Annotated in this window: 9 protein-coding genes; 7 read left to right on the top strand and 2 right to left on the bottom strand. The window is 60.7% G+C overall.

The genetic code is table 11. The features are described 5' to 3' along the window. The first annotated feature begins 180 nt into the window (after positions 1-180). From JZY06_RS00985 to JZY06_RS00995, 3 genes are all read left to right on the top strand, one after another. Positions 181-1689 (top strand): APC family permease, encoded by a 1509-nt coding sequence (locus tag JZY06_RS00985; protein ID WP_207117642.1) that lies wholly within the window; start codon positions 181-183, stop codon positions 1687-1689. A gap of 223 nt (positions 1690-1912) precedes the next feature. Further along, complete coding sequence (locus JZY06_RS00990; RefSeq protein WP_207117644.1) at positions 1913-2854, top strand: AraC-like ligand-binding domain-containing protein; 942 nt, start codon at positions 1913-1915, stop codon at positions 2852-2854. Positions 2855-3055: 201 nt separating this feature from the next. Then, the gene (locus JZY06_RS00995; RefSeq protein WP_207117646.1) at positions 3056-4498 is read left to right on the top strand and encodes an aldehyde dehydrogenase family protein; all 1443 of its coding nucleotides are present in this window, start codon (positions 3056-3058) and stop codon (positions 4496-4498) included. 598 nt (positions 4499-5096) lie between these two features. Here JZY06_RS00995 and JZY06_RS01000 read toward each other — a convergent pair. Both JZY06_RS01000 and JZY06_RS01005 read right to left on the bottom strand, forming a co-directional pair. Then, positions 5097-6992, bottom strand: coding sequence for an FAD-dependent monooxygenase (locus tag JZY06_RS01000; protein ID WP_207117648.1), 1896 nt, complete (start codon positions 6990-6992; stop codon positions 5097-5099). 178 nt (positions 6993-7170) lie between these two features. Continuing rightward, entirely contained in the window at positions 7171-8547 is a 1377-nt protein-coding gene (locus JZY06_RS01005) for an MFS transporter (protein ID WP_207117650.1), read from the bottom strand. A gap of 750 nt (positions 8548-9297) precedes the next feature. Between JZY06_RS01005 and JZY06_RS01010 the strand changes: the two genes are divergently transcribed. The 4 genes from JZY06_RS01010 (at position 9298) to hpaD (ending at position 14426) form a co-directional block, all read left to right on the top strand. After that, positions 9298-10773, top strand: coding sequence for a fumarylacetoacetate hydrolase family protein (locus JZY06_RS01010; protein WP_207117651.1), 1476 nt, complete (start codon positions 9298-9300; stop codon positions 10771-10773). A 64-nt stretch (positions 10774-10837) separates the two neighbouring features. Further along, positions 10838-11566, top strand: coding sequence for a GntR family transcriptional regulator (locus JZY06_RS01015; RefSeq protein ID WP_330616998.1), 729 nt, complete (start codon positions 10838-10840; stop codon positions 11564-11566). 73 nt (positions 11567-11639) lie between these two features. After that, positions 11640-13133 (top strand): 5-carboxymethyl-2-hydroxymuconate semialdehyde dehydrogenase, encoded by a 1494-nt coding sequence (hpaE, locus tag JZY06_RS01020; RefSeq protein ID WP_207117654.1) that lies wholly within the window; start codon positions 11640-11642, stop codon positions 13131-13133. A gap of 213 nt (positions 13134-13346) precedes the next feature. Then, a complete protein-coding gene (gene hpaD, locus JZY06_RS01025) occupies positions 13347-14426 on the top strand; it encodes a 3,4-dihydroxyphenylacetate 2,3-dioxygenase (RefSeq protein WP_207117656.1) in 1080 nt (359 codons plus the stop codon). Positions 14427-14450 lie beyond the last annotated feature (24 nt).

A 14450-nucleotide genomic window follows, 5' to 3' on the forward strand; every position in this document is an offset into this window, starting at 1 on the left:
TGACTGACAGTTATCCCACCATTTCGGTTGGGTGTTTTGTGTGACAGGAGCGCAGCAAGTTTGTGATTGGGCGCACATCGACAGTGAAGGTGTTTCGCTGCTCACTGTCCTGCTTTTACACTGCAACGACCGCCACTCGTAAGAGCTGGATAAACGCTCAAATCCCCTAGAGGAGCAGCTATGACCCAACAACAAATTCTGGATCCGCAGGATCCGTCCCTGCATGACGGCAAGCATGATCTTGTTGGTCATCTGGGGACCGGATCGCTGATCTTTTTGATTATTGCCGCCTCCGCGCCACTGACAGTGGTTGCCGGCGGTGCCCCCACATCTTTCGCAGTTACTGAAATGGCGGGGGTGCCATTGGGGTATCTTGTGCTCGGTATTGTGATCCTGTTTTTCTCTGTCGGCTACGCCGCGATGAGTTCGCGGGTCACCAACGCCGGGGCGATCTACGCCTACACGGCGGCGGGGCTGGGGAAACGGCAGGGACTGGCGGTGGCCTGGCTGGCTTTGGTCAGCTACAACGCCATGCAGATCGGCCTGTACGGCATTTTTGGGTTCGTGCTGGCGATCACCCTGGATGCGATGGCCGGTATCACCGTGTCCTGGTGGTTGTGTGCCCTGACCGGCTGGCTTTTGACCGCCATCCTGGGGGCGATGAACATTGACGCATCCGCGAAAGTCATCGGTGTGCTGGTGCTGCTGGAGTTTTTCATCGTCGGCGCCGTCGACTTCTTTGCCCTGTCGACTCCGGCTGACGGCTACCCCATGGGTGGCTTCGATGTTCCCGAGTTTGTCTCATCCCCCGGTGTGGGTGCTGCTCTCGCCTTCGGCATGGCCGCGTTCATGGGGTTTGAATCCGCCACGATCTACACCGAAGAGACCAAAAACCCGCGCAAGACGATTCCGCGCGCAACCTATGGGGCTGTCACCATCATCGCCTTGTTCTACGCCTTCTCGGTGTGGGCGGTGCAGGTGGGCATCGGCGAAACCCTGGTCATCGACAAATCCATCGAGATGGGTCCCGAACTCGTTTTCTGGTACCTGGCTGAAACCGGGCATCCCGTCCTCGCCGATCTGGGGCGCGTGGTGTTTATCACCTCCCTGTTTGCTGCCCTGTTTGCCTTCCACAATGCGATCGCCCGTTACATTCTCACTCTCGGCAGGGAAGGTGTGCTCCCGGAGTTTCTGGGACGCACCAGCCCGAAAACCCATGCACCGATCGGTGGCTCGCTGACCCAGTCGGCACTGGCGTTCGTCTGCATCATCGGTTTCGCCGCCTACGGAGCGGTTACCGGTGCACCGTTTGAGTTCCCGGTCATCGTCATGTTCGGCTGGCTGACCAACGCCGGTGCCTTCGGCATCGTCTTCCTGTTGTTTATCACCGCATTAAGTTGTGTTTTCTTCTTCCGCGGTGATGCGAGCATCAACCTTTTCTCCCGGGTCATCTCCCCGGTGCTGGCGATGATCGGCCTGGGATTCGTCTTCATCGAAATTCTCATCCACTTTGATGTGCTGGTCGGCGCCGAAGGATTCAGCCCGCTGGTGATCGGCATGCCGACAGTCATCCTGCTCACCGGTGTCCTGGGGCTGATCAGGGGGGAATGGCTGCGCAGGAACCGGCCGGCCGTCTTCGACAGGATCGGTACCGGACACGGCGTCGAGTTCGACAATCAGCACACCTGATAGATTGCCGTTCATGCGGCGCCGGGATTCCCGGCGCCGGCGAAAGTGAAATATTCGAACCCCCGTTACCCCCGTCAATGTTGGGATTTGCGGGGGTAAGTGGCGGTTTGTGTTTTGTGCAGATGTTGCATTCGGATCGGAATATCCCCAAAATAGGGCTAATGGGCACGAAGAAAACTGATTGAAAGAAAGCGACACGCGAGGTGATCTGGAAGCTGTGGAAATGACCGCAACGAAGGGGCAGATCAGTGATGCAATGGGCTTGCGTGATTTTCGGGCGGCCGTCGCCGAGTCTTTCGTGCCACTGCAGGTCAGTTGTGACGACGAGTCCACATTCGCGGGCAGGATTGAGCACCAGGAGTTCGGGCGCACCGGCTTCAATGTGGTCGAGGTCACCCCGCACCGGGTGATCCGCACCAGGGAACTGATTGCCCGTTCCGGGGCCGGGCACATCAAAATTGCCCTCCAGATCGAGGGCCACGGGGTGTTGCACCAGGATGGCAGGACCGTTCGGATCAAGCCCGGCGACATCACCATCTACGACACTTCCCGGCCCTACACCCTGGACTTCACCACCCATACGCGGCTGTTTGTGATGATGGTCTCCCGTTCCGACTGCGGTATCCCGTTGACGGTACTCGACGGGCTGACCGCGCAGCCGCTGGCCGGATCAGCCGGTGTCGCCACCAGCGTGAGCGCATTTTTATCGGGTCTGGCCGATCACTTTGATGAACTGTCCAGTTCCTGCGGCCAGAGGCTGGCCGGCACCGCCCTGGATCTGGTGCGGCCAATTCTTCTGGCGGCCGCCGAGCATCACGGTGTCGGGCAAGGTGGCAAAGCACAGTTGCTGTCTGAGATCGACCGCTTCATCGACGAGCATGTCGCCGACCCCGACCTGGATCCGGCGTTGATTGCCGCGGCGCATTTCATCAGTGTCCGCCAACTGCACTCGATTTTCCGCGACAGCGGGAAAACCGTGTGTGCGACGATCAAACACAAGCGGCTGGCCAAAGCCAAACGGATGCTGACCCAACCGGCCTATGACCATATGAGCATTGGCGCGGTCGCCAGTGCCTGCGGCATGACTGACGCGGCGTATTTCTCCCGGGCCTTCCGCGGGGTGTATGCCATGACCCCCAAACAGGCCCGGGCCGACCGGGGGTAAAAGCGGCGTCCGGGGTGCTTGCCCAGCGCTTCGCCAACCCCCGTGTGGGGGAGGGGTGTGATCATTTGCGTGGGGGGAAACTGTGGTTATTGTTTCGCTGCGCGCCAAGGATCAATTATTTGGCACAGGTAAACAAGCTTTATCTGTAACCGGTAGCCATACTTGGGGGTAGATCCAATGTTTCCCACCGGAAGTCTTTCCATGTCCACCAAACTTTTCATCGACGGTAGCTGGGTTCCCGGCTCGGGCGAAACGATCCCGACCTTCAACCCGGCTGACGGCACAGAAATCACAAAGGTGTCCTCGGCATCCCAGGCGGAGGTCGACCAGGCTGTCGCCGCCGCCCGACAGGCGTTGGGGGCTGCCGAATGGGCGGGTCTTCTTCCCGTGCAGCGGGCCGCGATCCTGTTCAAGATCGCCGATTTGATCGAGCAGCATGCCGATGAACTCGCTGAGCTGGAAACCCTCGACCAGGGGCAGCCCTTGGGAGTCGCGCAGCAGGTTTCGGTCGGCGGCGCCGCCAACCACTTCCGCTACTACGCGGGCTGGGTCACCAAAATCGAGGGCACGGTCAATCCGATCAGTTTTCCGGACACGCTGCATTACACCCGCCGGGAGCCGGTGGGGGTGAATGCGTTGATCACCCCGTGGAACTTCCCGCTGATGATTCTGGCCTGGAAGCTGGCCCCGGCGCTGGCCACCGGCAACACCGTGGTGATCAAACCTTCGGAGGTCACACCCCTGACATCGATCAAACTGGTTGAACTGTGCGAAAAGGCCGGCGTTCCCGCCGGCGTGGTCAACCTGGTCACCGGTGGCGGCGATGTGGGGGCGATGCTGTCCTCCCACATGGATATCGACCATGTTTCCTACACCGGCTCGACTGCCACCGGCAAAAAGATCGCCATTGCCTCGGCCGAATCGAACCTGAAACGGCTGACCCTGGAACTGGGCGGAAAAGCCCCGTCCATCATCACCAAAGATGCTGATATTGATGCTGCGGTGGCCGGTAACCTCGGGGGAGCGTTGCTCAACTCCGGGCAGGTGTGTGCCGCCTACACCCGTTTCTTCGTCGATTCCTCCGTCCACGATGAGTTCGTCGAGAAGATGGCTGCGGCGATGAAGTCGATGAAAGCCGGGTCCGGTATGGATGAGCAGGCCCAGGTCACGCCACTGGTCTCTGACAGGCATGCCGAGCATGTCATGCGGATCATCGAATCCGGCCGCTCTGAAGGAGCGGAACTGGTCACCGGCGGTCACCGTCTGGACCGTGACGGCTACTTTGTTGAACCGACTCTGTTTACCGGTGTCGGTGATGATATGACGTTGGCCAGGGAAGAAATCTTCGGTCCGGTGCTGTCGGTGATGTCCTACGACGGTGATGAGGGACTGGATGAGGTTATTGCCCGTGCCAATGACACAGAATACGGTCTGGCGGCCACCGTGTGGACCCGCGATATCGCCACCAGCCAGAAAATCGCCAACGGGCTGCGCTCGGGGGCCGTGTTCGTCAATATGCTTCCGATTCCGGATATGGCTGCCCCGTGGGGCGGCTACAAGGCCTCCGGGTGGGGCCGTGAGATGGGCAAGTGGGCGCTTGACTGCTACACAGAGGTCAAAGCCGTCTGGATGCACTACGGATAAAATAACCGCTGCATCAATGCCTCCCCCCGGTTTTTCCACCGGACAGGCTACAACCAGGCCATCCCGCACCGAGATTGCGGGATGGCCTTTTTGTGCGGCTCCATCTGCCCGCTCACGGTACCTGGCAGCCTCCCGGCCCTGTCAACGGAGAACACCACGCGGTTTGGTCCTGGTGGCATCGGCACCCGGTGGCTTTGTCTGGTGGGGGCAAGACAAAACAAGCTGTCGTTTTTCTTCCCCGGCCGCGGTCGGCAGGAAACAACACCCGCAATGAATGCAGCGGCGCTGGAGTATTTCTTCCGCCTGTCCGGACCGGTGCACCGACACGGCCACCGTGGCCGTCTGCCCACTTTTTCATTGCCCGGCGCATCGCGGGAGGACCAACTGGTCGCGGTGATGTCACCCGGGCGATGGTGCAGCCCGCTGTGGTGCGGGGGCAGCAGCTGTAGAAAAGCAGTCCACTGGTGGTGGACAAAGAAAAACCACCGGTCGGACAACCACCGCAGGAGGTGGTGTCCGGCCGGTGGAAGCACCTTCGGCACACAGTGGCCGGGTTGTTGGTGCGGCGGTGGAGCCGCCGGGTACCGGTAGACGGTTTCTAGCTGGTGAAAATCGGGTCCATGAAGTCGCGGATCTCCTCGTGGGCATCCAGCGGGAAGATGGCGGAGACATACTGGTCCGGGCGGACCAGAATCATGCAGCCGTCCCGGTTGATGTCACAGACATCGAAGATGTCCACCTCCGGGTGGACACCGAAGACGGTCTCGGTGTACTGCAGTTTGAAGGGACCGACTTCGGGGAAAAACAGATCCGGTGCGTCGGTGAGGTTGAAGCTGTCATGCGGCTGCTGGTAGATCACCTTGATATCGAACAGCGCATTGTCGTCACCGCCTTCGGGAGTGTATTTCCTCACCGGTGAGTCCTCGCCGGTTTGCAGCCACCTCGCCAGTGACCGGACTTTGGAATCCTTGTCCGGGGCGGGAGAGTCGGCGAAAACATAGATGCGCCAGCGGCCGTCGGCGACATGGGTGTGGCCCAGGTGGATCGGATTGGCGTCGCAGATGCGCACCACTTTCCGCGAGCGGAACCGTTTGCCGATGGGGAAACCGGGGGCCAGATCCTGGTGATCGGTGTCGTCGGTGATCAGTGACTTGGTGTATTCGGTCATGAAACCGGCCGGGAACTCGGCGGTTTTGACGTAGAAGTCCTCCAGGAAAGAAGGTGCCTCAAACTCTTCCGGGGGAGTGGCCATAAGCGTTGACCATTCTTTGTCGAAGCGGATCAGATCACCGGCGACAACCTGCCGTTCGTCGGAGTAGGTGTCGAGCAGTTCCGCCGGGCTGGTGCCGCGGATGACGTGGCCGAGCTTCCAACCGAGATTGAATCCGTCCTGCATCGAGACATTCATGCCCTGGCCGGCTTTGGCCGAGTGGGTGTGGCAGGCGTCGCCCATGATGAATACCCGGGGAGTGCGCGATCCCTGTTCCTGTTCGGCAACATCATCGAACTTGTCGGTGAGCCGGTGCCCGACTTCGTAGACCGAATGCCAGGAAACGTCCTTGACGTCGAGACTGTAGGGGCTGATGATCGCATTGGCTTTGGCAATGATCTCATCGATGGTGGTGGAACGCACCGTGGCTTTGCGCTCCTCGGTCACCGTCCCCAAATCCACGTACCAGCGCACCAGGTGGCCGCCTTCTCTGGGGATGAGCAAAATATTGCCCTCGGACTTCGACTGGATGGAGCACTTGGTGCGCATATCCGGGAAATCCGAGTTCGCCAAAACATCCATCACACCCCAGGCGTGATTGGCCTGGTCGCCCTCCAAACAACGGCCGATCGATTTCCGCACCGGGGAGTGCGCGCCATCGGCACCGACGAGGAACTTGCAGCGCACTGTCCGGGTGACCCCCATGGTCTCCCCGGGTCCGTCACCATCATCGGAGCGCCGCAGCGTGACTTTGATCGGGTATTCCTCGGTTTCGTCGATTTCCTGGGCGATGAACTCCCAGCCGTAGTCCGGTGTCAGCCGGGTGGGGGATTTACGCATGAAGTCGGCGAAGTACTCGATCACACGGGCCTGGTTGACGATCAAGTGGGGGAATTCGGAGATGTTTTCCGGGTCATCGACAGTCCGGGCGGTGCGGATGATGCGCTCCGGGTTTTCCGGATCCGGCTTCCAGAAACACATCTCGGTGATCCGGTAGGCCTCGTCGGTGATGGGTGAGGCGAATCCGAAAGCCTGGAAGGTCTCGACCGACCGGGCCTGGATACCGTCGGCCTGCCCGACCATCAGCCGGTGGCCGCGACGGTCGATGATGCGGGTGTGCACATCAGGAAACATCGACAGCTGGGCGGCGGTGATGATGCCGGCCGGTCCGGCACCGACGACCAGCACATCCATTACTGGTGGCAAAAACTGGGGACGAAGGCCGGAGGCCTCCGGATATTCCCGGGGATCCCCGCTGACGTAGCCGTGGTGGTGGAAGTGCATCGTTTCTCCTCGCTTTTTAAAAAATGGCGATGGTGGGTGTGGGTGTGGTCTCTGGTGTGTGGTCCCGGCGGGATGCAGGCCTGAGCAAAACCGGTGCGGCCTGCTCCCCGCCGGGGAAGGTGGGGGAAAGAGCGTGTCAGGGGCGTCTTCCTGTCCCGGGAGTTGGTGGTGTCGGCTGTCAGACCTTGGTGACACCGCGGATGGGGGACTCCCACTGTTGTTTTTCATGCTCCGGACCCAGCGGGATGCCGCTGCGGTCCTTCAGCGCCAGCACGCAGCCGAGGCCGATGAGGGTCATGATTGACAGATAAACGGTCACAGAGTTCGTGGTTCCGGTTGTCTGGACCAGGTACTCGGCGATCGTCGGGGCGAAGGCACCGCCGACGATGGCACCGATCGCATACGAGATGGAGACCCCGGAGAACCTGATCGAGGCCGGGAACAGTTCCGCGTACATTGCGGCCTGCTGGCCGTAGGTGAGTCCCAGGCCCAGGGTGAGAAGCGCGATGCCGAGGAAAAATGACATCGGGGTTGCCTGGTTGACCAGCGGGAAGACTGCCAAAACTCCGCCGAACTGCAGGATAAATCCCACAATGTAGGACGACCGGCGGCCGATTCGGTCGGACAGCCATCCGGCGAACAGAGTGAACACCAGCCAGAGAGCGGCTGATCCGGTCACCGCCCACAGCACATCACCGCGGGACAGTCCGACAGGACCGCCCGGGTCGGTGGCATAGTTTTGAATGTATCCACCGGTGGTCATGTAGCCGACGGCACTGTTGCCGGCGAAAATCAGGGCGGCAACGGCCACCAGCTTCCAGTGCTCCCGGAACAGGGTGGCCACCGGGGCGGACTCTTTTTCCTGCAGCTTTTCCATCTCGCGGAAGACCGGGGATTCTTCAACACCGTGGCGGATGACTGCCCCCACAACGATCAAAATCACCGACAACAGGAAGGGAATGCGCCATCCCCACTGCATGAAGGCGTCACCGGGGGCGATCTTGCTCATAAACGCAAGTACCGCAGAAGCTAAAAGCAGACCGCCGGGCACACCGATCTGCGGGAAGGAACCGAACAAGCCCCGGTTTTTCACCGGCGCATGTTCAACCGCCATCAGCACGGCGCCACCCCATTCGCCGCCCGCGGAAATTCCCTGCACAATACGCAGGATGATCAGCAGCGTGGGGGCGAGAATGCCGATGGATTCATAGGTGGGCAGCAGACCGATCAAAGCAGTCGCACCACCCATCATCATCAAGGTGATCATCAGTACTTTACGGCGGCCGACCTTGTCGCCGAAGTGGCCCGCCAAAAACGCGCCAAGCGGACGGAACAGAAATGACAGGCCGACGGTCAAAAACGCCACGATGGTGGCGGCGGGGCCGTCCAGGTTGGAAAACATGAGTTCCTTGAACACCAGGCCGGCGGCCATGGCGTAAAGGAAGTAGTCGTACCACTCAATGGTGGTTCCGATGATTGTGGCAGCAGCCACCCGACGATGTTCTTTGTCGGCGGCCGCGTCAGAGAGCGTCTGAAACTCAGATTGTGTGGTCATGGGGTCTTTCGTGCGGGAGGTGGACGATTGTTGATCTCACCCGCTGATGCATTCTGGGGCGGGCGGTCGACCCGGTGGGTCCGTGGATGGGGTACCGGGGGTAGTGAGAACCTCCCCCATTCATGAAGCCGGCGCGCCAGCCGATAACCAGAATGGGGTGAATATTAAAAGGGGTGGAAAAGTGTGGCCGGAACCACACTTGCCGATGATCATATATGATCCGCCGTTCTGGTCAAGGGTGTCCGGGAATTCCGGCGGGGATGCTCCGAAAAAATGGCCGCTAATGTGGAGGTGGGACCCGAACGGGGGTATAGCGGATATAAACCAAATCTGTGAATGTGTCTGAATTTTTGCTCATTGAGCGTCAATGGCCAAGTGTGGGGACGGGCGACCGCGTTATTGCATTGTCCCAGTGCAGCGACGTGGAAATTCGAATTCGGAAAAAATCACACGGTATCTCAGGGGGTGGTGGTGGGGGATATGTCGAGCTTGTGTGAGTGTATGTGAAAGGTTGTCCGACGATAGCACCCCCCAGACGGGGTTGAATTGAATGTCACTTAGGCTGGCATTAGATGCTGGGGTGCTACAGGGGCGGAATTGTGACGTGTGGGCCGAATCTCCAGTTGCCCACGACTGGCCGGTGGCGGGCACGGCAAGAAAAGTGTTGCGGAATGCTTGCGACGCGCGCTCGGATCATATACGATCCGATATCAAGATTACTGTTACCGCATATTTGAGGAGTACATTCACGTGAGACAAATTGGCTGCCTGAAGACTCAACCGGGCAAGATCATTGCCATTCACACCGCTTTCGAGTCACGGGCCGCCCAGCGGGGGCGGCGTCCCTCTCAGCCGTCCTATTTCATGAAAGCGACCAGTTCCCTGGCTGAGTCCGGCACTCAGGCCGTGCGTCCGGAAGGCTGTGAATTGATGGCTTTCGAAGGTGAGATCGCGCTGATCATCGGTACTCCCGCCCACCGGGTGGGGATCGACAAGGCGTGGGATCACGTGGCCTATGTGACGGCCTCGAATGATTTGGGTATCTACGACTACCGCATCGCCGACAAGGGATCGAATACGCGGTCAAAGTCGCGGGACGGATACACCCCGATCGGCCCGAAACTCATCGATGCCCGCACCGTCGACCCGTCCGGGCTGAGGATTCGGGTATGGGTTGATGATCAACTCGTCCAGCAGGGTGCGACCAGCGGTGAGGAGATGATTTTTCCCCTGGCGCAGTTTGTGGCCGACCTGTCCCAGCACATGACGCTGGAGGAAGGCGACATCATTTTGACCGGAACGCCCGCCGGGTCCACAGTTGTCGCCCCCGGCCAGACAGTCACCGTTGAGGTTGATGCTCCCGGGGCCGACGGAGCGCCGACATCCGGCAAATTGGTGACCCCGATTGTCTCCGGCCCCGGGGATTTCGATCCGGGCATCGGGATGCTGCCCACCATCAACGAGACCCAGATTGAGGACGCCTACGGTTCCCGGGAGCAGGCTGGTCTTCCGGCCAATCCAAACCAGCTGCCGCAGTCACTGGTGGACAAGCTCAAGGCTTGCCCTACAGCAGGGCTGTCCGCCCAGCTGCGTAAACGGGGCCTGAACCAAGTCTCGATTGAAGGGGTTTTCCCGCTGGTTCCCGGCTCCCGGATCGTGGGGGCGGCCAAGACGCTGCGCTTTGTTCCCGGCCGGGAGGATCTATTCACATCCCACGGCGGCGGCTACAACATTCAGAAGCAAACCTTCGATTCCCTCGGCGAGGGTGATGTGCTCGTCATCGAGGCCCGCGGCGAGTCCGGTTCCGGAACGCTCGGCGACGTGCTGGCCCTGCGCGCGGTCAACAATGGTGCTGCCGGAGTGGTCACCGATGGCGGTGTCCGTGATTCCGAGGCGGTCGCCGGCACGGGTCTGCCGGTATTTACCGTCGGCCGTCATCCGGCGGTGCTCGGGCGCAAACACGTTCCCTGGGAAGCCGATGTGGCGGTGGCTTGCGGCAACGCGACGGTGCTTCCGGGCGATGTCATCTGCGGCGACGACGACGGGGTGATTGTGATTCCGCGGGCAATCGCCGAGGAAGTCGTTGACGAGGCACTGGAAAAAGAAATCCAGGACGAGTGGGTTGCAGAACGCGTCAAGGAAGGCCATCCCATTGACGGGCTGTTTCCCCCCAGCGGAACCTGGAAGCAGAAGTACCAGGAGTACCTGCAGACACGGAAGAAATAGGCGGCACAAGCCGCCGAGCCACCAACACTGAGCATTGTCGGGACACCCCATGGAATCGAAAGCGGTGAGACAGATACCTGCCACCAACAACACCCGGACCGGCGGGCCGCTGTCAAAAACAGAAATGGCCTACCAGGTGATCCGGGAGAAAATCACCACCCACCAGGTTTCCCCCGGTCACCGGATCGTACTTGCCCAGATCGCCGAGGAAATTGATTCTTCGGTGGTGCCGGTACGTGAGGCCATCCGCCAGCTGGAGGCCGAAGGTCTGGTCACCTTCGAACGGAATGTCGGTGCCCGGGTGTCGATGGTCGACCGAACCACCTACCTGGACTGCATGCAGACTCTGGCCATTCTGGAAGGGGCGGCCACCAGGCTGGCGGCGCCGCATCTGGGCGAAAAACAATTGGCCGAGGCCAAAGCCTTGAACAACCGGATGCGTGATCTTCTCGATAATTTTGATGCCCGCGCATTTACCGAAATGAACCGGCAGTTCCACCGCATTTTGTTCGCGGCATGCCCGAATCTGCACTTCACTGAACTGGTTGAGGCCGAATGGGAACGTCTCGATTATCTGCGGGAATCCATTTTTTCCTTCGTCCCCGAGCGGGCGCACACCAGCGTCAGGGAACACGAGATGCTCGTCGATCTCATCGCGATGGGCGCAGATGCGGACTACATCGAAAAAGTCGCCCGTCAGCACCGGAAACGAACCCTCGAACGCTATCTGGAAAGAAAAACCGGTGCCCAGGCAACACCGACGCCGGGTGAGTCCACGGCAACCGGCCAGTGACAATCCGGCTGGTGTTTCGGCACAACCAAAAAACCACACATCCACCACACTCAAAATAGAAAGCGTGCACACCATGACTGAGACACAACCGGCACACATGCCCGACAAAATCCGGCACTACATCGGCGGTGAATTCCGTGACTCCATCGACGGCGAGACCTTCGATGTACTCAATCCGGTCACCAACGAGGCCTACATTCAGGCCGCCTCGGGTAAAAAACAGGACATCGATGCCGCTGTCGCGGCAGCCAAGCAGGCCTTCGATGAGGGGCCCTGGCCGACCATGCTGCCCCGGGAGCGTGCCCGTGTCCTGATGAAGATCGCCGATATCGTCGAATCCCGTGACGAGGAACTGTCGGCGATGGAGTCCTTCGACTCGGGGCTTCCGATCACCCAGGCCAAAGGACAGGCCCGCCGGGCGGCGGAAAACTTCCGGTTCTTCGCCGACCTGATTGTCGCCCAGACCGATGACGCCTTCAAGGTTCCCGGCCGCCAGGTCAACTACGTCAACCGCAAGCCGATCGGCGTGGCCGGACTGATCACTCCCTGGAACACCCCGTTCATGCTGGAATCCTGGAAGCTGGGACCGGCTCTTGCCACCGGCAACTGTGTGGTTCTCAAGCCGGCTGAATTCACCCCGCTGTCGGCGAGCCTGTGGCCGGGTATCTTCGAGGAAGCCGGTCTTCCCGACGGCGTGTTCAATATTGTGCACGGTTTCGGCGAAACAGCCGGTGACAGCCTGGTCAAACACCCCGATGTCCCGTTGATCTCGTTTACCGGCGAGTCGAAGACCGGCCAGATCATTTTCGCCAATGCCGCCCCGTACCTGAAGGGGCTGTCGATGGAGTTGGGCGGAAAATCACCGGCCATTGTGTTTGCCGACGCTGATCTTGACGAGGCGATCAACGCCACCATCTTCGGGGTGTTCTCCCTCAACGGCGAACGCTGCACCGCAGGGTCCCGCATCCTGGTGCAGCGCGATATCTACGACGAGTTCGTGGAACGCTATGCCGCGCAGGCCAAGCGGGTCAAAGTGGGCTTGCCCTCCGATCCGGAAACCGAGGTCGGCGCCCTGGTTCACCCGGAGCACTACGACAAGGTCATCAGCTATGTGGAGATCGGCAAAAAAGAAGGTCGCCTGGTCGCCGGCGGCGGCCGCCCGGAAGGCCTGGACACCGGCAACTTCGTGCAGCCGACCGTGTTTGCCGATGTCGCTGCGGACGCCCGCATCTTCCAGGAGGAAATCTTCGGCCCCGTCGTGGCGATCACCCCCTTCGACACCGAGGAGGAGGCCCTGGAGCTGGCCAACAACACCCGCTACGGCCTGGCCGCCTACGTGTGGACCTCCGATCTCAAACGCGCCCACAACTTCGCGCAGAACGTCGAAGCGGGAATGGTGTGGCTGAACTCCAACAATGTCCGTGACCTGCGCACCCCCTTCGGTGGTGTGAAAGCCTCGGGTCTGGGCCATGAGGGCGGCTACCGTTCCATCGATTTCTACACCGACCAGCAGGCCGTCCACATCAACCTCGGGGAAGTCCACAACCCCGTGTTCGGCAAAAAATAGCGTCCTGTCCGCCCCACCCGGGGCCGGGCGAGCTTTTTTCAAAAACATCTGCGTCCACCGGGCAGGTGTGACGCGGATTGTCACCTCCACCGGCCGAACGGCGTGTCCCGAGCGGCCGGTATCCCACACCACACACCACACCGCATCCACCCCGGCGGCCACCCCAGCGTGACAGCGAAGGTGACCGCCGGATCATCCACCAGGAGAAAAACCATGAGTGAACACACCGTCAGCCCCCCGGACATTGTCCGCTGCGCCTACATGGAAATCGTTGTCACCGATTTGAAGAAATCACGCGAATTCTATGTCGACGTCCTTGATCTGGTGGTCACCTACGAAGACGACGAGGCCGTGTATCTGCGCAGCTTCGAAGAATTCATCCACCACAACCTGATTCTGCGCAAAGGCCCCGAGGCCGCGGTCGCCTGTTTCTCCTACCGGGTGCGCAGCCCGGAGGATCTCGACAAGGCGGTGGCCTTCTATGAGGCCCGCGGCTGCGAGGTCCGCCGCAACAAAGATGGATTCGTCCGCGGAATCGGTGATTCGGTGCGCGTGATGGATCCTTTGGGCTTCCCCTACGAATTCTTCTACGAAGTCGAGCATGTGGAGCGTCTGTGCTGGCGCTACGAGCTCTACACCCCGGGTGCGCTGGTGCGCCTGGACCACTTCAACCAGGTCACCCCGGATGTTCCGGCCGGCGTGAAATACATGGAGGAACTCGGCTTCCGGGTCACCGAAGACATCCAGGATGAGAAGGGAACCGTCTACGCGGCGTGGGTCAGGCGCAAGCCGACCGTCCACGACACCGCCATGACCGGCGGCGATGGCCCGCGCATGCACCATGTCGCCTTCGCCACCCACGAAAAGCACAACATCATCGCGATCTGCGACAAAATGGGTGCGCTGCGCATGAGCGACCGTATCGAGCGCGGCCCCGGCCGCCACGGGGTCTCCAACGCCTACTACCTGTACCTGCGGGATCCGGACGGGCACCGGGTGGAGATCTACACCCAGGACTACTGGACCGGAGATCCGGACAACCCGCGTGTGACCTGGGATGTCCACGACAACCAGCGCCGCGACTGGTGGGGTACCCCGGTGGTTCCGTCCTGGTACACCGATGCGTCCCGGGTGCTGGATCTGGACGGCAACCTGGTGCCTTTGACCGAGCGCACCGACGATTCGGAGATGGCCCAAACCATCGGTGCCGACGGGTTCTCCTACACCCGGCAGGACGAAGACGACATGCCGGAGTGGAAAAAAGGCGAATACAAACTGGGCCACCAGCTCTAATCCCCGCCCGGGGCGGGGCACACC

Source organism: Corynebacterium mendelii (assembly GCF_017307055.1).
Classification (GTDB): domain Bacteria; phylum Actinomycetota; class Actinomycetes; order Mycobacteriales; family Mycobacteriaceae; genus Corynebacterium; species Corynebacterium mendelii.